Origin of the sequence: Neolewinella agarilytica (assembly GCF_900110645.1) — a bacterium.
In the GTDB taxonomy this organism is placed as follows: Bacteria; Bacteroidota; Bacteroidia; order Chitinophagales; family Saprospiraceae; genus Neolewinella; species Neolewinella agarilytica.
Genome location: NZ_FOFB01000030.1, coordinates 49,675 through 71,531, shown reverse-complemented (window position 1 = coordinate 71,531; position 21,857 = coordinate 49,675). Strand labels below are relative to the sequence as shown.

Genomic DNA, 21,857 nt, shown 5'->3' with positions numbered 1-21,857 from the left:
TTCTTCCTGATTTTCGACATTGGATCGAGTTGAGTAGTTTAAAGGTAGCAACCTATTCAATCAGAAGTCACTGTCTACTTTCGTGAGGAGCTCCAATTAGCCTTCATCAAAGTCCCCACCATCCACTACCTCCATCACGTACACTTCCCATCCTCGCCCTGCGGGCTGTAAAGCCCGGAACTGGGTAGAGGAAGCCGTCGTGAAATAGATGAATTGCCGGATCGCCTCCCCGTGTTGACCCATGAACCTGGTACCGGTCTGCTCGTCTCTGGGATAGTAGCGGTCACTACCGTTCTCGAAACGGCTGGGGTGGAGGTTTCCCGTAAAATCCAGTGCTGCAACTTCGTCATCATCCAGCCGGCGTTCCTGAAAGTAGCTCCAGCGGCCGCGCTCATGCTGTGTATAGAAATAGCGGGCTTTGCTGCCGTCATTCGGGCGGAGTTCAAATTGGCGGCCAAAATCGATGCTGTCGTCCTGAAAGTCAATCTGAGCGGAGCGGCCCACGGTATAGCTTTCGGTCAGGAACCGAACTTTGCTCCCCTCAGCTGCACGATACATGGGAAAAACAAAGTCGTGCTCCGGCTCCGGTAGCGGACGAGCACCGGTAGGGGAGGAGCGGAAGAAATCATTGTCCCGTGGTGGAGCAGAACCAGCCGACGAGCGGGATCTGGGCGCGGACGCAGGTGCAGTGGAGGTTGTAGGCGCGGAGGAACCCTCTTCATTAGTACGTCTCCCAACTTCTGCCAGCATCTTTTCTTCCATCAATTCCATTTTGCTCACCATGGCGGCGGGCATCCACTTTTTGAGCTTATCCATCTTTTCCAGGCTGGCCTTCATCTGCTCCAGGTCGAGCTTGTCAAAGCCTCCTTCGGAGAGATCGAAGCTGGTGTCGTTTTCAATGTCGAGGTAGGCCTCGATGGTCGTTTCCAACTCCTGTAGCAACTGGCGGTCCTGCTCTGCTTTGATGAGTTTTACCTCAACACCAGTATCCAGTTTTGCCATCAGATTGTAAGTCGGCTGATCGTTTACCTTAACACTGCTCTTTCCAACGTACAATTGCACCAGCGCCCGCGCCGGAATATTCTGCTGCTTCGCAAACGGCCAGGGAATCGGCCCGTGTTCCAGCAGCAGTTTGTTACGATCAACCGCAATGGTGGTTTTATTCAGGAACCGAGAGAGCGTGAACCAGGCGATGAAGATTCCAACCAACAAGTGAATGCTAATGAAAAAACCTGCTCCACTTACTAATGCTCCGATGATGAAGAGGTTCCAAATCACGGAAAAGAAGAGCAGGAACCACATGGCTGATGTACGCCAGGAATAAGAGATGGTTAATCTGCCGGAATCACGGGAAATGTCAAGTTTGTTAGCCATGGGTAAGAATGTGTGCTGGTTCACAAACTTAATACCGAATGAGGGAGAAACATTACCCTGTGGAGTAAAATAGTCAAGCAGTCAATCAGTCAAGCCGTCAGGTAGTCAAAATAGTCAAGCAGTCAATCAGTCAATCAGTCAAGCCGTCAGGTAGTCAAAACAGTCAAGCAGTCTAATAGTCAAATAGTATGTCAGCGACTACCTGGCTCCTTGATTGCCAGATTGCCTCCCAGCTGCGTAGCAGCGTGCTGTCTGCCAGCGGTAGCTACTCATTGACTCCCTGACTCATTGACTCCCTGACTCATTGACTCTCCCCCCCTTACACACTCGGATTAGGCCACCGTCGCTGCACCGCCTCCAGGTCCTGGAGTATTTCTTCGGATAAGCTGAGCTCGACGCTGTCAATGTTCGTCTTTAATTGGTCCAGACTAGTAGCCCCGATGATGTTGCTATGGTTGAAATCCCGGTCGTTGACAAAGGCCAGGGCCATTTGAGTCATATTGACACCATGCTTGCGGGCCACTTCAGCGTAGGCCTTGGTAGCCTCCAGTGCATTGTCGTTGCTGTAGCGGGTATACTGAGGGAAAATATGGAGACGGGCATCTTTTCTGGCGGAGCCGTCGAGATACTTGCCCGTTAGCCGACCCATCCCGAGAGGAGAATAAGGGAAGCCAGCGATATTCTCCCGCAGGCAAACTTCCGCTAATCCAACTTCAAATCCTCGGCTGAGTAAGCTGTAAGGGTTCTGAATGCTCACGGGCCTCGGTAAACCGTTGACGTCTGCCAGGTGAAGTACCCGCATTACGCCCCAGGGGGTTTCATTACTCAGGCCCCAATGCCTGATGGTGCCAGCTTTGATCAGGGCGTCCATTTTGGTAAGGATCTCCAGGAAATTGTCCTCCCATTCATCATCGCTGATGCTGTGGATACCTCGTGTGCCGAAAAAATTCACTTTCCGGGCGGGCCAGTGTAATTGATAGAGGTCGAGATAATCGGTTTGCAGACGTTCCAGGCTTCCACTCAGCGCCTCATCGATTTGTGCTGAGGAAAAGCCCAGATTACCTTTTCTGATGTGAGCGGCGAAAGCTGCCGGACCAGCAATTTTCGAAGCCATGAAAATGTCCTTCCGTTTTCCCGTAGCTTTAAACCAGGTACCAATAATGGCCTCCGTTTTTCCCCAGGTCTCTGCCGTGCTGGGCACAGCGTACAGTTCGGCCGCATCGAAGGCATTTACACCCCGTTCCACGGCATAATCCATCTGCGCATGCCCCTCCGCCTCGGTGTTTTGTTTCCCCCAGGTCATGGTTCCCAGGGTTACCTTACTGATGTTGAAGCCGGTGGTGCCGAAAGGGTTGTAACGCATAGTTGTTGATTGATTTTTTTGGGTAATGGGGGATCGGCTACGCTGCGCGAAGTCCGCCGGTGAGAGAAGGTATAAGGCCCGGGGAAGGTTCATTTTCGCCGGATTCCTGCAGGGGACATCGAGCGTTAGGTGCGCACCCCTCAAAAAAAGTTCAACTTTTTTTCACTTCCTGCAACTTTCCCCGAAACTACCGACATTTAACCCCCGTAACAACCAATAACGTAAATCACTCATCGACCTTTAACCGGGCTTTGGGTACAGCCGGGAGGCGGATATCCGTGAAACTCCGTCAAGCCGGCACAAACTCCGAAAGGAACAATCATGACTCGAAATCCCCGCGAAAACATTTTCGAACAAGAAATGCTGGAACACTACGCAGTGGTGTTCAACTTTCTCTCCCGCATGTGCGGTAACGGCGCCGATGCTGCTGACCTCGTGCAGGAAACTTTCGCGCGGGCCTACGTCAAGATTGACCAGTACGAACCCGGAACCAACGCCCGCGCATGGCTATTCCGCCTGGCCAAGAACCTTTTCATCAACGAGTACCGCAAGAAGACGCGTCGGGGTGAAACGGAACTGGACGAGCGGGTTGCCTACAACCGCCGCGATGAAGGCCACTCTATGGCTGGCTTCGCTGACCTCCGGATCGCCGGTGCGATGGACCAGGACTTCTCCGACCCCATCGTGAAAGCGATGACTTTCCTGAAGGATGACCAGCGCGCCATTATCATTATGGCTGACCTGTACGACTTCAGCGAAAAGGAAATCGCCAAGGCAATGGACATGAACCTGAATACGGTAAAGTCCACCACCCGCCGGGCACGTCTGGCGCTCATCGAGCGACTGTCAGGCTACGCTGAAAACACCTACGGTATTGTCAACACGCGAAACCTGGGTTAAATTAACTAACATTTTATGCCACCCCGCGAAAAATTGCTGCGGGGTGGCATTTTACGCTTTATTGCTTTTTCATCTCTTCATTAAATAAGTTACCATGTCTTTTAACAGTCGCAAACCGCAAACGAAGAATCATCGTACCCCTGAAGTAGCGGACCGTGAACCGGAATGTCCGGTAGGAGAAAGCCTTGACTTATCGATAGACCCCAGAACAGGGGACCTGCAAAACCTGGATACCTACAAAGTTTTTATGAAGCGGAACTTAAAATGGCAAGCTCCGCCGGCTGATCTACTAGCCAACATTCATGCCCGTATTGACCGCATTAAAGCTGGAGAAGAGTAAAACAATTGAAAAGATCATTGGAGCCAAATAATTTGGGCGTGATCTGCTGCTGTATTAGTAATCAAGCGCAGCGTAGTGCATTTTCGAACAAATTGCTTACGGGAAGACCTTTGGTAGTGTGTAATCTATCATATTAATCTTCCCGATAATGGGCAACGTAGCCAAACATCCACAGTTGGATGTTCCAAACTTAATTCACGTTTCTGATGACCAGCCCGGCTGGTCACGCAAGCCTCTGCGCGATGGATTTTGCTATATCCGTGAGGATGGCTCTGCCATCAAAGACAAGCTCATCATCGACCGGCTGGATACACTGGCTATCCCGCCGGCCTGGACCGACGTTTGGATCTGCCCCCTCGAAAACGGGCACCTGCTCAGTACCGGCCGCGATGCGGCCGGTCGGAAACAATACCGTTATCACCCGGATTGGCTGGCCTATCAACAACTCAATAAATTCAGCAAACTGGTTGAGTTTGCCGCAGCACTGCCAGATGCACGCAAAAAAATCAGGTACATCATTTCCGATTCCAGCCGCGGCTGGGACCGTAAACGAGTAGTGGCGCTCGCTATCGCACTCATGGATGAAACCGCCATGCGGGTTGGAAACAGAACTTATCGGAAAAAGAATGGTACCATCGGCCTGACCACCCTCCGGCGTAAGCACCTGGAAACAGACGGAGGGGAGTTACACTTTGAATACGTAGGTAAAAGTGGTGTCGAGCGGGAAGTCGATCTGGACAACCCAACGCTTGTCCGCCTGATTAATAACGTCAGCGAATTACCGGGCTATCAGATTTTTCGGTACCGGGGGGAAGACGGACGTATGCACAATATTGACAGCGCTGACGTAAATGAGCTGGTGAGGGAGTTGACGGGTGCAGAATTCAGTAGTAAGTTTTTCCGCACCTGGGCCGGAACCGCTGCAGCCGTCAGGGAATACTGGGAGCTAAGCGAAGAAACGAAGGGTTCCCTGCCCGAACGAGCGGACCTCCGGGTCATTGAAAGAACCGCTGAATATTTGGGCAATACCGTGGCCATATGCCGGGAGTATTACATCCATCCTGCCGTGATGAATGCCATCATTAAGCAGGAATTGCCGGGAGCGGACACCGTTTCTGCAGCAATGGAAAAGAAGTTTGACGGTGAGTTCGACGCCGAAGAAATTACTGCTTTCTTCGTGTGCTCCGGCTAACGGGCGCACGACTGGCTGTTGGCCGGCGGACGGCCCCCGAGGAGCGGATACCACGATAAGCGCCGGACTTAGAAGGATCAATACGACTCATTGCTGAGATAACCGTATTCTGTTCCACACCGGTCGACCCCTTGTAAATCTCGATGATTTCTTCTCGTTTAGCGTCGACGAATGCCTGAACGTAAACCGAGGAAGGATAGGCCTGATTCGCTTTCTGGGCATCCTGAATGGCGAGCGTAATGTTGCTTCTGGCGGACACCACATCCGTAGTCATCATGTCCAGCCCCAGGCGATGATAATTGTAGTAGGCCCGGCGTAAGGGCAGCATTCTCGGGCTCAGTACATTCTCCATCAGGTAATACCGGTTCCGGCTCTTATTGCCGGAGCGCCAGCCCTGGGTGGAGCTGATTTCCGTAGGCAGTCGGTTGTATAGCTCCTGGGCTTTGTCGAAGTACTTTTGGCCGCCCAGCGGAGAGAAGGTGTCGTAGTCCAGGCCAAGAATCATGAAGCTGTAGAAAGCCAGAATGTGGCCCAGGTCACTAGCATAGCTTTGTTCCGAGTAAATGATACCCTCTCCCTGCCGATAGGTGAAATTGATGAACTTGTCCTGGGTGTTCAACACCGGCGTTCGCTCGGAGGTGCCGAATATCGGACGCTGGCTCTGGAGGGCAAGCGTTCCTTTGTACTGATCAGGAATGGGCTTACTGGTGCCGTTAGCTTCTTCGAAAACTTCGCTGATCGTGAGGAACAGGGTTGCTTCAATGCGCTCTTCCTCCTCAAATTTATCGTCCGTCCAAACTTGTCCGCGCAGGAAAGTGAAAATGTCCTTCTCCAGAGATCCGAAGATGCGCTTGTCCGTCTGGACAATCTGATCGGTGTTAACATTGATCGTCCATTCGATCTCGCTCTGGGCGCTGACGCAGGTGCAAAGTAAAAGGACAAAAGAGCAGAGTAGGGTAGACCGTAAGTTCATTCCGTAATTGTTGTAGGGATCGGGAGCTTAAAGGATGCTCACCAGGGCATCGAGGATGTCATTAGCCACCTCAGCCTTTGGTTTTAACTCAAAGGGCGTGACCTTATTGTGGTCAACGAGCTGAATCTTGTTGGTAGTATGGCCGAAAGCAGCACCTTTGTCATTGGGGCTGTTGAGGACGATGAAGTCAAGGTTCTTCCGCTCAAGCTTTCTCCGGGCGTTTTCGAGGCCGTTTTCCGTTTCGAGGGCAAAGCCCACCAGCCGTTGGTTGGTTTTTTTGTCTTCTCCGAGTTCGGCGGCAATGTCCGGATTGCGGACGAGCTCAACCTTGAGCGGTTTTTCGCCCTTCTTGATTTTCTGTCCGGCAATCTTTTTGGGGCGATAGTCCGCTACGGCAGCGGCCAGAATAGCGGCGTCGGCTTTGGGCCAGTTGGCTACGCTGGCAGCGTGCATCTCCCTGGCGGAGCGGACGTTGTGGACGGTGACACCGGCGGCATCTGTCGTGAGAGAGGTTGGGCCGAGGACGAGGTGTACGGTGGCGCCGCGCGCAGCTGCGGCCTCCGCCAGCGCAATGCCCATCCGCCCGGTACTCCGGTTGCCAAGGTAACGCACGGGGTCCAGGTCCTCGAAGGTCGGCCCGGCGGTGATGAGTAGCTTGCGGCCTTTGAAGTCTTTAGGATATGCGGTATGCGGTTGGCGATTGGTGATATTTGATTGAGCTGCCGCCACAGCGCCGGGGCCGTCAGAACGCCCAGCGTCCTCACTAGTCCCTCCCCCGTGGGGAGGGGGTGGGGAGGGTTTTTCCCCTGCTCTCTTACCCTTCTTTGCACCCTGCGGAAGCGCCAAAAAGTCTGCCAGTATCTGAATGATGTCTTCTGGTTCGGCCAGCCTACCTGCTCCCATCAGCCCGGAAGCCAGCTCGCCCGTTCCTACATCAATCAGGTGATTCCCGTAGGTTTTCAGCAATTCTACATTTCGCAAGGTAGCGGGGTGGGCCCACATATCAAGGTCCATAGCCGGAGCGAAAAACACCGGACAGCGGGCGGAGAGATAAACCGCCACGATGGCACTGTCGCAAATGCCGTTAGCCATCTTTGCCAGGGTCGTAGCGGTAGCCGGAGCCACCAGCATAGCGTCCGCCCAGAGGCCTAATTCGACGTGGTTATTCCAGCTTTCTCCGTTGTGAACGGAAGTAGTTACCTCGTTTTTGGAGAGGGTCGCCAGGGTAAGCGGTGAGATGAAATCCGTCGCCGCCTGCGTCATCAGCACTTTTACTTCCGCGCCGGCTTTGATGAGCCCCCGGACAATCAAAGCTGATTTATAAGCCGCAATACTGCCGCTTACACCAAGGATAATTTTTTTGCCCTCCAGGTTCATGCTCAGGAAATTCAATTAACGGACAGCGCCCCAGGCTGCCAGTAGCAGCGTGGGGCGATGTCCTACATTTTGGGGGAGAGGAATAACTATTTATGTCCCTCTCTACAGTCTACCGACTACAGTCCACTAAACCTCTTCCTCTTCGTCGCGGGCATTGTTGTAGCGGTGGTAGAGCTCATCATCGAGGTATTCCCGCATGGCGATCAGTACCGGGTTAGGCAGCTTTTCGTAAAACTTGGAAATTTCAATCTGCTCTTTGTTTTCCACCACCTCTTCGATAGTATCGGTTACTTCAGCAAACTCTTCCAGCTTTTGATCCAGCTCATGCTTAAGATCAACGGCCAGCTGACGGGCACGGCGGCTCACGATGGCCAACGTTTCGTAGATGTTCTCCGTATCCTTAACGACATTGAGGATGTCGCGCGCGGCTACGTCGGGGCTAAGGCCTTGAGCCCGTGCTTTGATATCTGACATTTTCGAGTTTTTTAATTTGTTCTTTTGATTTTTTGAGGTAGCCACTGAGTTCTTCCCCGTAGGTACTGTCCGGGTAGCGACCCTGAAAGTTCTCGATCAGCTCAATCGCTTTCTGAAAGCGTTCGTACTGTCGGGAGACAAAGCTTAAATCCGCATACTGATATTGGCTCTTGCCCATCAGATAGCGTACTTCTTCGGCGCGATTCGTTTCGGGATAATCCTTAAGGACATTCTCAAAAGAGCGTTGCGCTGATTCAAAACGCCTGAGGTCCATGTAGAGTTTGGCAGATTCGAAATCCTTTTCCTCCATTTTGGCCCGCATAACGTCAATTAACCGGTTGGCTTCCGGAATTCTTTCGCTGGAAGGGTAGCGGTTGGCAAATTCCTCAAAGCCCTCGATGGCCTTTACGCTATAGCTTTGGTCAAGCCGGTAAACAGGGCTGAGTTCGTAGTTGGAATAGGCACTCATAAAGTCTGCCTCTTCTTTCAACGCGCTTCCTCCGTAAGTAGTGGCAAAGTTTTTGAAGTAATAACTGGCCAGAACGTACTGCTTCGTATAGTAGTAAGTGTAGGCGTAGCGGTAGGCGATCTGTTCTGCTTCAGCCTGCCCACGGTAGGGAGCAATGCTCAATTCGTAGAGAGACTGGGCCCGCTGATATTCCTCTAACTCGTAATATTCATCGGCTTTAGCCAGAATCGCCTTCGGGTCTCCACTGGTGCGGATAGACTCGAACTCCGACTTGCAACTGAAGGTGCAAACGGCAAAGAAAAGAAGAAGGACTAAGTGACTGATTTTCATACGGCGCGCAAAGATAAGGAATGACAAGACAAATGACCGGTTCAGGAGACTTTTGCTGAAGAAATAGCTCAATCCCCGGCTTCTACTCAATAATAGAGGCTTCGATGGGGCTGGAGGTTGTATCCGGTTTCTGCCGGGCAATTGGCTGTCGGAAGAAAAAAGATCAGCAAGTCAGGCTCTGAAGATCGCGCTTTTTGATAAGCTGTCTTTTTCGACTATATTTGGGTGTGTCTAAGTTTTAATCCTTTCATTATGTGTAAGAATTTTAGCATTTCTGCTACCAACTCTCCCTCAACGGGGCTTTTTATCTAACCCTGTTTTCAACAACTCTATTTTTCTGCGGGGCTCCCCTGTTTAGGATTGCTGCTGTACCCTGATGTGCTAAGATGTTTTGCGCTTTAAAATCCAATTATGAAGTACTTTGTTTTCTATCTGTGTCTCCTGGCTGGGCTATTGTCTGGCTGCGAGCAAGGGGTGACCTCTGATGCCCCGGAAAAGCTTTCCGTAGAGGAAATTGCTGCGATCGTTAATGCTGACCCCAAGGTGGAACGGGCTTATGCTCTGAGGAGATCAATTGATGAGGCTTTCTCTCTGGCAATACTGGCCGGAGCAAGCTTACCCTCGGAGTCAGACCTGGAAATTCTGGTCTCTACTGATGAGGAGGCATTAAAGGAGTTTTTTGAGGAACTCAATTTTCCTGAACCCGGAAAGGTGGCTGCCTGGTATGCGGAGGGCAATGCTTTTCTTCCGTTTTTTAAAGCAAACTATGCCCCCTTATTGGCTGACCTTACGGAAGAAGAAAAAATCGAGCTGATTAAACTGCTCCCACCCACTACAAAGGAAATAAGTGCGGAGAGAGCTATTTCTGAACTGCAAAAGCAAGAGAAATGAGAAACACGATGAAATACTCCTGCTTGTTTTTTCTGCTGCTTCTTTCGCTGGCCGTTAGTTCGCCGTTGTCTTCGAGCTGCGTGTCCGCCTTTTCGGCGGAGTGGAATCAATGTTCAATGCTAAGTTCCGAACCAAATACGGAGCTTGCCCAACTGAATGGATTTAACGTTTTCACGCCCTCGCCCCGGGAGCTGTGTGAAACGCAGGCTGTCCTGAATTACAACTCTTGTACAGAAAAATGATGGAACTGCGCTTGTAAACCCGCAGTATGAAACCGGGAGTAAACGCGATGTTTGCTCCCGGTTCTCTACTTTTGGGACACAGGTAAGGCCTTCGGCTTGCCATCGTATACCAAAACTATCCGCTTGCCCATTCCCCGCATAGACGAACTGCGTAAATACTACAACACCACCATTCGCCCGGAACTGCTGCGATTGGAACGGTTACGGCTACGCCTCATTCGCGGTATTTTTTTGTCGTTGCTGCTGGTGGTGGTTTTGTTAACGGTGTTTGTGGTTGCTGACCTGGGCTTTCTCATTTTCCTGCTGGCCATGCCGGTTATCTTTTACGTGGGGTCTCTTTACTTCCGGATTGAGAAATTTCGTCAGGCCTATAAACCGGCCATTATGCAGTTGCTGATGGAGTTTCTCAACGATTCGCCCAATTTTCGCTCGCTGAGCTACGACGCTAAGCGGGCCATTAATCAGGATCGTTTTGAGCGAAGTGGCCTCTTCCGCCCAATGCCGGATACCTATCGGGCAGAAGATTATATCCAGGGCCTGGTGGGGGAGATGGCCTTTGAAATGGGAGAGGCTTTCGTGCGGGAAATCAGCCCGGCCAGTAATCGCCTGCTGGTCGTGTTCAGTGGCTTGTTTGTACACGCGATCTTCAGCGAGCCAACGGTGGGGCGCATTGCCGTCTGGCCGCGCAAGAACCTGCGCCGGCTAAAACGTACGGTGGATGCTTACGTCTCTAAAGGCGGCATAAACGCCGACATCGAGATCATGAACCCCGGCTTCCGCGAAGAATTTGCTGTTTACGCCATGCCGAATACTCACGTAGCGGGTATCTTGACGCCTCCCATGCAGGAGGCACTGCTGGAATTTCGCCGTAGCCAGGACAACGACATCTTCTTCGCCGTTCATAATCAGGATTTATTCATTGGGGTAGCCCATGACTACGATATGCTGGAGCCGAAGTTCTTCAGCTCCAATCTCTCTTTCGCTGATATCCGCAAGTTTTATACGGACATCACGCTGATGCTGGGGGTAATTCAGGATTTTGACCAGACGCACTAAGTGAGCGGAATTTGGCAGGACGGCCAGCGGTAAAAGCTAGCTCTGGGGTCATTCAATGTCTCTGGCTAGCCGAATATCCGGGCGCGGCCGCAGGTGCAAAGGAGGTTGAGGGGCCGGGTTTTCATCGCTATGGAGGCAAATCTTTGCCTTTATCCCTCTCTTTGCACCTGCGTTCGCGCCCACTTCGCGCTTAAAAACTACCCGACTAAAAGAGGAGTTACTTACCTTCGCGCTCTATGACGGAAAAAGTCCTGATCCTCGACTTCGGTAGCCAGTATACCCAGCTCATTGCCCGCCGTATCCGCGAGCTTAATGTTTACAGCGAAATCGTGCCTTATAACAAGGTGCCCGAGCTGGATGAAAGCATCAAAGCCGTTATTCTGAGCGGCAGTCCCTTCTCGGTACGGGAAGAGCGAGCACTGCACCCGGAACTTGAAAAATTTATCGGTAAGCGCCCCGTGCTTGGCATCTGCTACGGTGCCCAATACATCGCTCAGCACTTCGGTGGTCGGGTGGAACGCTCCGAGACCCGGGAGTATGGCAAAGCCAACCTGGGGAAAATCCATAAAAGCGAAGGCTTATTCGCCGGCCTGGAGGTCGGTAGCCAGGTATGGATGAGCCACGGCGACACGATCAAGGCCATTCCGGAGGAATTCGAATTGTTGGCCAGTACCGCCGACGTAGAAGTAGCCGCTTACGGCAGCAAACCCGGTGCTTTCGACCTGCCGGTATACTGCATTCAATTCCACCCGGAGGTCTATCACAGCCTTGATGGCAAGGAACTGCTCCGCAACTTCCTGGTGGATATCGCCGGCTGTAAATGTAGCTGGACACCCGCCTCTTTCGTCGGTGAAACCGTCCAGGCACTACAGGCCAAAATCGGAGAAGAAGACCGCGTACTGCTCGGCCTGAGTGGTGGGGTTGACAGCTCCGTTGCCGCCATGTTACTGCACAAGGCCATTGGCGAACGGTTGTTCTGTTTCTTCATTGATAACGGATTGCTGCGCCAGGACGAGTTCGAACAAGTGCTGAAGGGCTACGAAGGCATGGGGCTCAACGTTACCGGCATCGACGCCAAAAATGAGTTTTACGCCGCTCTGGCTGGTGTCTCTGACCCGGAAAAGAAACGCAAAGCTATTGGTAAGACCTTTATCGACGTTTTTGACCGCGAAGCCAAAAAATTAACCAACATCAAGTACCTCGCTCAGGGCACGATTTATCCCGACGTGATCGAGAGCGTAAGCGTACACGGCCCATCCGTGACCATCAAAAGTCACCACAACGTGGGTGGGCTACCCGCTAAAATGGGGCTCAAAATTGTGGAACCTCTGCGCTTCCTGTTCAAGGATGAGGTCCGCCGCGTAGGCACTGAAATGGGTATGGCGGATCACCTGATCAAGCGTCATCCTTTTCCCGGCCCGGGGCTTGCCATCCGTATTTTAGGCGATATTACGCCGGAAAAGGTAGCTTTACTGCAGAAAGCAGACGCTATCTACATCAATAAGCTGCGTGAACATGGTTTATACGACCAGGTTTGGCAGGCGGGCACTATTTTGCTGCCCGTACAGTCCGTTGGCGTTATGGGCGATGAACGCACTTACGAACAGGCTGTAGCGTTAAGAGCAGTAAACTCCACCGACGGAATGACGGCGGAATGGAGTCACCTGCCGTACGAATTTCTGGCAGCCGTCAGTAGTTCCATTATCAATAATGTAAAAGGGATTAATAGAGTCGTTTATGACATCAGTACCAAACCGCCGGCCACCATTGAGTGGGAATAAGCTGCTGGGCCAACTATTGCTGCTTAGCCTGCTTTTCACCTTTTCTTCCTGTGAGCTCTTCAAACCGGCCGTAACGCCGGACCCCGACCGCAATACCCGCGTAGACGACCGCAATGCCGGTAACGACGACGACGCAGGAGAATTGGACCCCATCCAGAGCCGCCGCGTCTACGACCCGGAAACCGGCACTTACGTCTACGTGCAGAACGCGCCGACCGATAAGATGGATACGGTTCGCTGGACGACGGTCTCCGAAGACCGGATGCCACCCATCGTGGAAGATGGATCCGGTGCCTACGACCCAAGCCTCGGCAATGGCGCTGGTGGCACCATCGAAACCGGTGGAACCGGTAGCACACCCATCACTCAGATCGGAACGAGCCCCGGAGGCTCACGGATGCTTAGTGGCTATAACGTCGACTTCGCACTGCCCTTCCTGACGGACCGCTACCTGGGTAGTGAGGATGAAGTAGACCCTAACTCCCTTTGGGCACTGCATTTTTACAGTGGTGCTAAAATGGCACTCGATGAATTGCGTGGTCAGGGTACTACCAGCTACAACGTTAATGTGCAGGATACGAAGGCCAACCCCACGAAAGTCAGTCAACTCGTGGCCAGCCCGGAGTTCCGGCAATCACAGATCGTCATTGGCCCCTACCTGAAGAATAATGTGACCACGATGGCAGAAGCTGCCCGTGGAATGGAAACGGTACTGATTTCTCCCTACAGTGCTGCTGGTGGAATCAGCCAGTCTAACCCCAACTATGTACAGGTAAACCCAACTCTGGAAACGCACGTACGTAGTTTGCTAAAGCACGCTTACCAAACGCAGGGGGCTACCCGAATTGTGTTGGTAACGAGTGGTTCTGCGAGCCAGCAGGCACGCCTGGCTTACTTGCAGGATGAATACAAGATTCTGAGCGGTAATGCTGAAGTTGAACCCCTGGAAGAACTGGCGGTAGACATGAATAACGCCAACGCTTCTCTGGTAGAATATCTGGACGGACGTAAGACGGTCTTCATCGTTCCTGTCTACGAAGACGAACCCTTCGTCGCTAACTTCCTACGCCTGTTGTACACTTCCTCCCGGGATGACTTCGGGCGCAGCGTTGCCGTTTATGGCCTGCCGCAGTGGAAGGACTTTACCCGGATCAACTTTGATTATTACGAAGGAACGAACGTACACATCAGTAACAGTGTCTTTATCGACCGCCTGAACCCCGCCGTCCGTGCCTTCCGCCGTAATTTCTACGAGCGTTTTGCTGCACTGCCACGGGATGAAGCTTACGTTGGTTACGACGTTACCCGCTATTTCCTCCGCATGGCCGCTGAGCACGGTACCCGCTTTCAGTATGAACTGGAAAAGAACCCCGAAGACCTGCTGCACACCCGATTCCGCTTCGAACCCGTTGCCGTAGTTCCCGCTAATGCAACCAGCTTCGAGAACGCTACCCTTGACCGCTTTGAGAACAAGTATGTCAATATGCTGCGGTTTGCTGATTATAGCTGGAAGAGAGTGAATTAGTATGATAGTCGGGTAGTAGTGGTAGTATGATAGAAGCGTGAGAAAGGCGTAGACCGGTAACTATTTCCGCTTTCTGGTAGCATAGTGCTCCGGGTGAAATTCCATGTAGGAAAGTAGCTTGCCGACTTCTTCACTATCCTTAATTAGTTTTTGGTAAGTTTTCTTATCAATGTATTCTCTGTCTATGGCAAAGTCTAACCAGACTTGCGTTTCGTAGTTCTCTCCGCTGGCATCAGAAATCTTTGAGATGAAGTGCTTCGGGTATCTTCTTTTGGCAAAGCTCTCCCCCAGGCAACTGCACACTGACCGGGAAGATCGGGTGATCTGATCCGTCAACTTATACTTTTCTTTGGGTGGGAATTCTTCTGCAATTATTTCTATGTTTCGGGCCAGAATGAATCCCTTGCGATAGGCTGCCCACGTTCTAAAGTATGATGTCATATCTTTCTTTTTTTGCTAGGGCCAAACCTAAAGTAAGCGTAAAGTGCTAATCGTATTTTAAACGTATACTTACGTATATAAACGTTTACATACGGCTAGATCAAAACAGAAATAGCAATTTCTAGGTTGATACTACCATACTACCATACTACCATACTACCACTACTACCACTACTACCATACTATCAAGATCGCCTTTTCTCCCATCTACCGATACCAACTCCCGCCGAAGCACCGCTTCCCGATGGAGAAGTATACCCTGCTGCCAGAACAGTTGCTATATGAAGGGACGATCTCGGAGTCCGTCTTCTTCGCCCCCGAGCCGCTGCCCGAGGCAGCGATCCTGAGAACCCACACCCCCGGGTACTGGCATAAACTCAAGACGAACACCCTGGACCGAAAAGAAGCCCGCGCCATCGGCTTTCCCATGCGGCCAGAACTGATTGCCCGTGGGCGCGTCATTGCCCAGGGAACGCTGGACTGCGCCCGCATTGCCTTCCGGGAAGGCGTTGCCCTCAACATCGCCGGAGGCACGCACCACAGCTTCGCTGAGCGGGGGGAAGGCTTTTGCGTCTTCAATGATATTGCCATTGCGGCCAACGAACTCCTGCACAGCGGTGAAATATCTAAAGCCCTTGTCGTTGACCTCGATGTCCATCAGGGCAATGGTACCGCCAAAATATTCGAGCACGAGCCACGGGTATTTACCCTTAGCTTCCACGGGGAAAAGAATTATCCTCACCGTAAGACGACCTCTGACCTGGACGTTGGCTTTCCCGACAAAACGGGGGATGCGGAGTATCTGGCCCGACTCTACGAAGTACTGCCCAATGTACTGGACCGGGAACGCCCGGACATCGTTTTCTACCTCAGCGGCGTTGACATTCTCGCTACGGATAAGCTCGGCCGGCTCGCGTGTACGCTCGATGGCTGTAAGGAACGCGACCGCTTCGTTTTTCAGACCTGCTACGACCGTAACCTCCCCGTCGCCGTCAGCATGGGCGGTGGCTATTCAGAGAGACTGGCGACGATTATTGAGGCGCATGCGAATACTTACCGGGTTGCGGAGGGAATTTTCGGGTGATCATTCCCCCACCTCCGCCAAATAAACCACTGACTCCGACGCCGGCAGAAGGGAAAACTGAAGCCCCGCCGGGACGAACGCTATCCGGTCCTGTTCCGTAAGGGTAAGGGGGCCGTCTTGTTCCTTCACTTCACCGCTGAGGAGTAAAATAATGGCGGGCCCGGCTGTGGTATCGACGCTAAGCGTCTTGCCCGTTGAAGGCTTAGCTACCCGCAGTCGGAAATCCGGCGCCGGGGTAGGGTAGACGGACCATCCATCAGCTTGTTCCTGGGGTAACAGAACATTGGGGGTGACGGAGATGGTGTTCGTCAACCGAAGTAACTCTGGTACGTCGATGTGTTTAGGGGTAAGGCCTCCGCGTAGCACATTGTCGCTGTTGGCCATTAGTTCAATGCAAACGCCTTCGAGGTAGGCATGCGGGATGCCTGCGTCCTGAAAAATACCTTCTCCCGGGCGCAGGTGAACAACGTTGAACCAGAAAATGGAGAAGATGCCCCGGTCTTGATGGCCATCCTTTGCATACTGTTCAACGGCCCTGGCGGCCCAGAACTCAGGCTGATACTTTTCGTATTCGCCGCCGGCGAGTTCCATCAGGACCGGGGCAAGTAGTTCATCAACCGTCTCTTGATCTGCCTCCATTACGTGGCGGTAAAGACCGCTGACGCCCAGTTCATTAAAAATGGGGAGTAAAGCATCCCAGCCGGGTATTTCTACCAGCGTTTCCCGAATGGAGTTCTCGGACCGGAAGCCGTGCAGAAGGTAAAAGTCGGTCAGTGCCACGCCGAGTTCCGGCTTGTGGTTGTCGTCGCGGTAATTACGGTTGGGCGCGGAGCGCTCAGGGCCGGAGGCTTCTTCCTGCGCGAAGCCCCTTTCCGCGGAGGCCTTATCCGGGTGAACCTGAATGGAGAGCATCGCCTGAACATCCAGTATCTTGAACAGGAAGGGGAGGCGGTTGTCAAAACGGGATGCTACCCGTTCACCTAGTGTTTCTACAGCCGTGTCAGTAATGAGTTGGTCTAAGGTTTTGTCCGCACCATTAATTTGGGCGGGGCCTTTGGGGTGAGCTCCCATCCAAAGCTCCGCCATGGGCTCATTCTCGGGGTTCGTCTGGTGCAGGAACTCAGCCAGGAAACGATTCCCTCCCCAGGCGTAGGGTTGGATTACTCCTGAAATAGATAAAGGGGAAGCAGCGTCTGCAGGCATAGAGGTACGTCAAATTATTGGGCACAAAATACGGCAGTTTTGCTACACGCCCAGCTCCCCTCGTGGTATACGACTTCCGTGGGGGTCACTTTCCGGATAGCCCAGCTCTTCATCCACCCGTTCGAGCATTTCCGGTGTAAGCAGGTGTTCCAGCCGCTCGGCTTCTTCGTGGATTTGGTCCGGGGATAGCCCCACTTCTTTATTCAGGTAGGTTTCCCAGAGGCGGTGAGCCCTTACCATGCGCAGGGCCAGCAATTTCCCGGCATCGGTTAACCGTAGCTCGGATTTATCCATCAGCCCCTTTGTACGTAACCGCGCCAGCTGGCTGTTCCAGGCTCCGCTTCCCAGCTCTAACTGCTCGCGAATGATACCTGCATCCGCCACGCCGTCGCGCTGATTTTGGCGAAAGACCCGCTTGAGGATGTCTTCCCGAATGGTCTGTTGCCGGCGTTGCCGGCGAAACCAGGCTTTCGCCACCAGGCCCCGGCTGGGGGAAAAGACGACGGTTAGCCCATAGATGGCAGTGGCCACCAGCGCCATGGCCGGCCCGGGAGGCGTGTTGAGCCAGACGGCTACAATCATTCCCAAAATGGCGGATAACATGCCGATGCCACCAGCAATAAAGAGGACTACTTTTAAGCGTTGGCTCAACAGCAGGGCCGTAGCCGCTGGCGTAATGAGCATGGCAACCACAAGGATGACGCCTACCGTTTGCAGACTGGCTACTACGGCAAAACTCAGTAGTAACATCAGAAAGTAGTGCAGCACCTGTACGGGGATCCCCATCGTTTCGGCAACAACGGACTGGAAGGTAGACGCAAACAGATAGCGGTAAAAGACCGCTACGGAGAGGAGTACATACACCATGACGAGCCCGGTAAGCAGCAGGTCCGTGTCCGAAACACCCAGGGCGTAGCCAAACAAAAAGTCTTTCAGGTCCAGGTGTACCCCGTCATTGCGGCTAATGTGCGAGATCAGAATAACCCCCAGCGAGAACATGGACGTAAATACGATGCCGATGGCAGCGTCATTCTTGGTTTTTACCCGCTGCTGAATCCAGGTAATACCAACAGCAGTCAACAGGCCCGCCACTACCGCTCCGGTAAAGAAGGCCATCGTGCTGTAGCCCACCAGCATAAAGGCCACCACTACACCGGGGAGAATGGCGTGTGCCAGCGCATCCCCAACTAGAGACATGTTCCGCAACACAATGAAACAGCCCAGAACTCCACACATCAACCCCACCATGCTGGAAGCAACGATGGCCCGTATGGCCCATACTTCGGATAAGATTTCAAATAAGGAGGATTCAGTCATGCGTATCTGGGTCAAGTAACTCCTGCTCCGAGTTTCCAGCTACGAAGCAGTGTGTGGCTTAAAGTTTAGTTTCAATCTCAAAGTTAGACTAGTCTAACTTTTTATCCTAATTTTGGTTTCTTTATCTTTAAGGGAAACCCAATTGTTATGAAAGTGCCTTCGAAAAAAGTTATCTTCTCTGCTCTTTATTTCGGGCTTAGCATGTTTTTACTTGACCATTTTCTTATCGGAACTACCTCTGCAGGAAGTGGAAGGGCTCCCTGGTTCTGGAATTTAGCGATATGGCTCGTAGCTGGTGCATTTGTTGCCTGGTCGACCGAAAGGTCGGAGACCTACATAGAACGCAAAAACGCCCGCTGGAAAGCCCGCAAAGAAGCGAAGAAAGAGTAGGTTTGTACCGCCGAGTGCGCTTCGCGTCTGCCTGGGGCGATCAGTCGGCGAAATCAGGAAAACGCTGGCTGAAGCCAGCGGTACAAACACCCGCTATGCGCCACCATTACACCCCGGAATCGATCCATCAACTTGCCGCTGACCATTTCGGTGTTGTTCCTGCTGAGGTCAAACCATTAGCCGGGGAAGTCGACCTCAATTACCGCATTACTGACGCTGAGAGCCATCGCTACACCCTCAAAATATCTGCCCCTGGCGCAGATCGTTCTGCCATCGACTTCGAGGCGGCGATCATGCAGCATCTGGCGGCAAAAGAACTTCCTTTCCAGACACCGACCCCCATCGGTGAGATCGTTGAACTTCCCGAAGGACGTCTTCTCCGGCTCCAAAGCTGGGTCTCCGGCCGGATGCTCGACGAGCTCAACCCCAGAACCAAAAGCCTCCGCCATGAATGGGGGCGAACCGCCGGCCGGCTCAGCGCGGCGCTGTCAGACTTCAGCCACCCGGCCACACCTACGGTCTACAAGTGGAACCCGGCCAGCAGTAGCGATTACCGCCACCTGGCAAAGTTTCTGAGCGAAGAGGAAAGGGAACTCGCCAACTTCTTCTGGGACCGCTTTGAGCGGGATGCCTTACCTAAGATCAAAGACCTCCGCTACGGCATTAACTATCAGGACGCCCACGAGCAGAATCTGCTGGTTGACGACGAGGGGCACATCTCCGGCGTCATTGACTTTGGCGATGCGATGTACGCCCCTACAGTCTGTGAGCTGGCCGTTACCTGCGCCTACGCAGGCATGCATCTGCCCGATCCCCTTGGCGGAATGGCAGAGGTGGTCAGGGGATATCAGGAAGTATTTCCCCTTGAGGAGGAAGAGATCAGCGTCCTTTTTGACCTCATCATCGGGCGGCTATTGCTCACCGTGGCTACCGCAGCGGAGAACCTGCATCGGGAACCGGAGAATGCCTATTTGCAGGTTTCCGCTGCGCCAGCCTGGGCATTGCTCAGGAAACTGCGTACCGTCCCGCCGGAACTGGCACGGGTGCTGTTCGGCGGTTCAGTATCACCACTGAAGTTCACCAAACCTCCCCATTCAATTGTTGCTCTGGCGGGTAAGCAGCTTATGACAATGGATCTTTCCGTCGGTAGCCTGGACTTGGGAAACAACGCTAACTTTGAAGACCTGGGGCGCTTTACGACGCACATCCGGCGGATGCTGGAGGACAATGACGCCGATTTCGGCATCGGCGGCTACGGCGAAGTGCGGCCCATTTACACCACCGACGCTTACGCTCAGGAAGGCAACTACGGCCCGCGCTGGCGAACGACGCATTTGGGACTCGACGTTTGGGGGCCGGCGGGCACGCCGGTTTATGCTCCTTTCGATGGCGTGGTGCACAGCGTCGCCATCGATCCGAACCCCGGTACCTACGGCCCGACGATTATCCTGGAACACGAGGTAAATGGGCAGCGGTTTTATACGCTCTATGGCCATCTTTCTGAGGATAGCTTAGACAAATTTGGGTCCCGCAGTACTACGGGACAGGTGCAGGCAGGAGACGAAATCGCCAGGTTTGGCGCTGACTACGAAAACGGCGGCTGGCCGCCGCACCTCCACTTTCAGGTCATGACGGATATGTTGGGTTACGTGGGAGACTTCCCGGGTGTGGCCTTCCCGGAAGAGGCGGAAACCTGGCTGAATATTTGCCCGGATCCATTGGCCTTTTTTAACCTCTCTCCATACCCTTTTCGCTTTGCAAATTCTCCGATTGATTCTCGGGGGGCGAAGGGGAGCGCTCTCCTCCAAAAGCGCAAAAATCAACTGGGCTACGGCCTCTCCGTCTCCTACGCTCATCCCCTGCACATAGTCCGCGGAAGTAAGCAATATCTCTATGACACCAGCGGCCGTCGTTATCTGGACACTGTCAACAACGTCGCCCACGTTGGGCATGAGCATCCGAAGGTGGTAGAGGCCATCCAGCGGCAGGCAGCGGTACTCAACACGAACAGCCGTTACCTGCACGAGAATATTCTGGCTTTCGCCGAAGAGCTGACGGCTACGATGCCGCCCGGGCTCTCCGTGGTCCACTTCGTCAATTCCGGCAGCGAGGCCAACGAGCTGGCCCTGCGGATGTGTGAGAACTGGTCGGGCACCCGCAATATGCTCGCCGTTGAGGTCGGTTACCACGGTAATACGGGGCGGACGATTGATGTCTCCGACTATAAATTCAACGGTAAGGGCGGGCAGGGCGCGCCGCCCCAAACCACAGTATTGCCGATGCCGGATGTCTTTAGGGGACTCCACCAAGGCTCCGCTACACCGGGTAAGGACTACGCTGCTTATGCCGCAAGGGCCATAGTTGAGGCGGAAGGTGAAGGCAAAAAGTATGGCGGCTTTATCTGCGAGAGTATTATGAGTTGCGGCGGACAGATTCCGCTTCCGAAGGGTTACCTGAAAGAGGTTTATGCCAGTGTCCGGGCTCACGGCGGGCTGTGTATCAGCGATGAGGTTCAGGTCGGCGTAGGCCGGGTCGGAGCCCACTGGTGGGGATTCGAAGGGCAGGGCGTGGTGCCAGACATCGTCACCATCGGTAAGCCGCTGGGCAACGGGCACCCGCTGGGTGCCGTCGTCTGCACCCCCGAAGTAGCCGCTAACTTTGCCAACGGCATGGAGTACTTCAATACCTTCGGCGGTAACCCGGTGAGCTGCGCGGCTGGCCGCGCGGTGCTGGATGTCGTTCGTTCCGAAGGGTTAATGGAACACGCCCACGAGACCGGTAGCTACCTCAAAACACTGCTGCACCAACTGGCGGAGCAGCATCCCCTGATCGGCGACGTCCGTGGGGAAGGTTTGTTCCTCGGCTTCGAGCTGGTTCGACCTACCCCTGCACCTGCGGCTGCGCCTCATTCCCTTCATCGTGGAGGCTACCATTCAGCAGTGAAAGAAGCCAAATATCTAAAGGAGCGCATGCGCGAACTTGGCTTCCTGATGAGTACCGACGGGCCGGATGAAAACGTGATTAAAATCAAACCGCCGATGTGTTTTGACCGGAAAAATGCCGACCAGCTCGTCGGATATCTGGATCGGGTCTTTCAGGAAGACAAGATGCGGAGATAAGGGACTGTTGCGAGGA

At 53.2% G+C, this 21,857-nt stretch carries 19 protein-coding genes; 10 read left to right on the top strand and 9 right to left on the bottom strand.

Annotation, left to right across the window (positions count from 1 at the left end; translation table 11 throughout):
- Positions 1-96: 96 nt before the first annotated feature.
- Complete coding sequence (locus BM123_RS20590; RefSeq protein WP_139212006.1) at positions 97-1,374, bottom strand: hypothetical protein; 1,278 nt, start codon at positions 1,372-1,374, stop codon at positions 97-99.
- Between the two features lie 319 nt (positions 1,375-1,693).
- Complete coding sequence (locus BM123_RS20585) at positions 1,694-2,737, bottom strand: aldo/keto reductase (RefSeq protein ID WP_090172446.1); 1,044 nt, start codon at positions 2,735-2,737, stop codon at positions 1,694-1,696.
- 321 nt (positions 2,738-3,058) lie between these two features.
- Between BM123_RS20585 and BM123_RS20580 the strand changes: the two genes are divergently transcribed.
- From BM123_RS20580 to BM123_RS20570, 3 genes are all read left to right on the top strand, one after another.
- Complete coding sequence (locus BM123_RS20580) at positions 3,059-3,637, top strand: sigma-70 family RNA polymerase sigma factor (protein WP_090172444.1); 579 nt, start codon at positions 3,059-3,061, stop codon at positions 3,635-3,637.
- Positions 3,638-3,731: 94 nt separating this feature from the next.
- Positions 3,732-3,977, top strand: coding sequence for a hypothetical protein (locus BM123_RS20575; protein ID WP_090172442.1), 246 nt, complete (start codon positions 3,732-3,734; stop codon positions 3,975-3,977).
- 148 nt (positions 3,978-4,125) lie between these two features.
- Positions 4,126-5,169 (top strand): DNA topoisomerase IB, encoded by a 1,044-nt coding sequence (locus BM123_RS20570; protein WP_090172440.1) that lies wholly within the window; start codon positions 4,126-4,128, stop codon positions 5,167-5,169.
- Here BM123_RS20570 and porD read toward each other — a convergent pair.
- From porD to BM123_RS20550, 4 genes are all read right to left on the bottom strand, one after another.
- Positions 5,141-6,142: a type IX secretion system protein PorD gene (gene porD, locus BM123_RS20565; RefSeq protein WP_090172438.1), complete on the bottom strand. Its 1,002-nt coding sequence runs from the start codon at positions 6,140-6,142 to the stop codon at positions 5,141-5,143. The two genes, BM123_RS20570 and porD, sit on opposite strands and share 29 nt — an antisense overlap.
- Positions 6,143-6,169: 27 nt before the next feature.
- Complete coding sequence (locus BM123_RS20560) at positions 6,170-7,519, bottom strand: bifunctional phosphopantothenoylcysteine decarboxylase/phosphopantothenate synthase (protein ID WP_090172437.1); 1,350 nt, start codon at positions 7,517-7,519, stop codon at positions 6,170-6,172.
- A gap of 126 nt (positions 7,520-7,645) precedes the next feature.
- Positions 7,646-7,993 (bottom strand): DNA-directed RNA polymerase subunit omega, encoded by a 348-nt coding sequence (locus tag BM123_RS20555; protein WP_090172435.1) that lies wholly within the window; start codon positions 7,991-7,993, stop codon positions 7,646-7,648.
- Entirely contained in the window at positions 7,959-8,792 is an 834-nt protein-coding gene (locus BM123_RS20550) for an outer membrane protein assembly factor BamD (RefSeq protein WP_090172454.1), read from the bottom strand. The genes BM123_RS20555 and BM123_RS20550 overlap by 35 nt, the downstream gene beginning before the upstream one ends.
- 411 nt (positions 8,793-9,203) lie before the next feature.
- Here BM123_RS20550 and BM123_RS20545 point away from each other — a divergent pair, with 411 nt between their 5' ends.
- The 4 genes from BM123_RS20545 (at position 9,204) to BM123_RS20530 (ending at position 14,287) form a co-directional block, all read left to right on the top strand.
- Positions 9,204-9,683 (top strand): hypothetical protein, encoded by a 480-nt coding sequence (locus BM123_RS20545; protein WP_090172434.1) that lies wholly within the window; start codon positions 9,204-9,206, stop codon positions 9,681-9,683.
- A 365-nt stretch (positions 9,684-10,048) separates the two neighbouring features.
- On the top strand, positions 10,049-10,981 hold the full coding sequence (locus BM123_RS20540) for a DUF3137 domain-containing protein (RefSeq protein WP_090172433.1): 933 nt from the start codon (positions 10,049-10,051) through the stop codon (positions 10,979-10,981).
- Between the two features lie 236 nt (positions 10,982-11,217).
- Positions 11,218-12,762 (top strand): glutamine-hydrolyzing GMP synthase, encoded by a 1,545-nt coding sequence (guaA, locus tag BM123_RS20535; protein WP_090172431.1) that lies wholly within the window; start codon positions 11,218-11,220, stop codon positions 12,760-12,762.
- The gene (locus BM123_RS20530) at positions 12,719-14,287 is read left to right on the top strand and encodes an ABC transporter substrate-binding protein (protein ID WP_139212004.1); all 1,569 of its coding nucleotides are present in this window, start codon (positions 12,719-12,721) and stop codon (positions 14,285-14,287) included. Before guaA ends, BM123_RS20530 begins: the two co-directional genes overlap by 44 nt.
- Positions 14,288-14,347: 60 nt before the next feature.
- On the opposite strand, the gene BM123_RS20525 is transcribed toward BM123_RS20530, so the two are convergent.
- On the bottom strand, positions 14,348-14,728 hold the full coding sequence (locus BM123_RS20525) for a four helix bundle protein (protein ID WP_090172428.1): 381 nt from the start codon (positions 14,726-14,728) through the stop codon (positions 14,348-14,350).
- A gap of 244 nt (positions 14,729-14,972) precedes the next feature.
- Between BM123_RS20525 and BM123_RS20520 the strand changes: the two genes are divergently transcribed.
- Entirely contained in the window at positions 14,973-15,812 is an 840-nt protein-coding gene (locus tag BM123_RS20520) for a histone deacetylase family protein (protein WP_090172427.1), read from the top strand.
- Here the strand turns inward: BM123_RS20520 and manA are convergent, their stop codons facing one another.
- A complete protein-coding gene (gene manA, locus BM123_RS20515; protein WP_090172425.1) occupies positions 15,813-17,015 on the bottom strand; it encodes a mannose-6-phosphate isomerase, class I in 1,203 nt (400 codons plus the stop codon).
- A 42-nt stretch (positions 17,016-17,057) separates the two neighbouring features.
- Entirely contained in the window at positions 17,058-18,332 is a 1,275-nt protein-coding gene (locus tag BM123_RS20510) for a metal ABC transporter permease (protein ID WP_090172423.1), read from the bottom strand.
- A gap of 147 nt (positions 18,333-18,479) precedes the next feature.
- Between BM123_RS20510 and BM123_RS20505 the strand changes: the two genes are divergently transcribed.
- Together BM123_RS20505 and BM123_RS20500 are read left to right on the top strand one after the other, a co-directional pair.
- Entirely contained in the window at positions 18,480-18,722 is a 243-nt protein-coding gene (locus tag BM123_RS20505; RefSeq protein ID WP_090172422.1) for a hypothetical protein, read from the top strand.
- Positions 18,723-18,817: 95 nt separating this feature from the next.
- Positions 18,818-21,841 (top strand): aminotransferase class III-fold pyridoxal phosphate-dependent enzyme, encoded by a 3,024-nt coding sequence (locus BM123_RS20500; protein WP_090172420.1) that lies wholly within the window; start codon positions 18,818-18,820, stop codon positions 21,839-21,841.
- Positions 21,842-21,857: the final 16 nt, after the last annotated feature.

Bases quoted from the DNA above. Each gene is read 5' to 3' on its own strand.
- BM123_RS20590 (WP_139212006.1), bottom strand. From the start codon at position 1,374: ATGGCTAACAAACTTGACATTTCCCGTGATTCCGGCAGATTAACCATC.
- BM123_RS20585 (WP_090172446.1), bottom strand. From the start codon at position 2,737: ATGCGTTACAACCCTTTCGGCACCACCGGCTTCAACATCAGTAAGGTA.
- BM123_RS20580 (WP_090172444.1), top strand. From the start codon at position 3,059: ATGACTCGAAATCCCCGCGAAAACATTTTCGAACAAGAAATGCTGGAA.
- BM123_RS20575 (WP_090172442.1), top strand. From the start codon at position 3,732: ATGTCTTTTAACAGTCGCAAACCGCAAACGAAGAATCATCGTACCCCT.
- BM123_RS20570 (WP_090172440.1), top strand. From the start codon at position 4,126: ATGGGCAACGTAGCCAAACATCCACAGTTGGATGTTCCAAACTTAATT.
- porD (WP_090172438.1), bottom strand. From the start codon at position 6,142: ATGAACTTACGGTCTACCCTACTCTGCTCTTTTGTCCTTTTACTTTGC.
- BM123_RS20560 (WP_090172437.1), bottom strand. From the start codon at position 7,519: ATGAACCTGGAGGGCAAAAAAATTATCCTTGGTGTAAGCGGCAGTATT.
- BM123_RS20555 (WP_090172435.1), bottom strand. From the start codon at position 7,993: ATGTCAGATATCAAAGCACGGGCTCAAGGCCTTAGCCCCGACGTAGCC.
- BM123_RS20550 (WP_090172454.1), bottom strand. From the start codon at position 8,792: ATGAAAATCAGTCACTTAGTCCTTCTTCTTTTCTTTGCCGTTTGCACC.
- BM123_RS20545 (WP_090172434.1), top strand. From the start codon at position 9,204: ATGAAGTACTTTGTTTTCTATCTGTGTCTCCTGGCTGGGCTATTGTCT.
- guaA (WP_090172431.1), top strand. From the start codon at position 11,218: ATGACGGAAAAAGTCCTGATCCTCGACTTCGGTAGCCAGTATACCCAG.
- BM123_RS20530 (WP_139212004.1), top strand. From the start codon at position 12,719: ATGACATCAGTACCAAACCGCCGGCCACCATTGAGTGGGAATAAGCTG.
- BM123_RS20525 (WP_090172428.1), bottom strand. From the start codon at position 14,728: ATGACATCATACTTTAGAACGTGGGCAGCCTATCGCAAGGGATTCATT.
- BM123_RS20520 (WP_090172427.1), top strand. From the start codon at position 14,973: ATGGAGAAGTATACCCTGCTGCCAGAACAGTTGCTATATGAAGGGACG.
- manA (WP_090172425.1), bottom strand. From the start codon at position 17,015: ATGCCTGCAGACGCTGCTTCCCCTTTATCTATTTCAGGAGTAATCCAA.
- BM123_RS20510 (WP_090172423.1), bottom strand. From the start codon at position 18,332: ATGACTGAATCCTCCTTATTTGAAATCTTATCCGAAGTATGGGCCATA.
- BM123_RS20505 (WP_090172422.1), top strand. From the start codon at position 18,480: ATGAAAGTGCCTTCGAAAAAAGTTATCTTCTCTGCTCTTTATTTCGGG.
- BM123_RS20500 (WP_090172420.1), top strand. From the start codon at position 18,818: ATGCGCCACCATTACACCCCGGAATCGATCCATCAACTTGCCGCTGAC.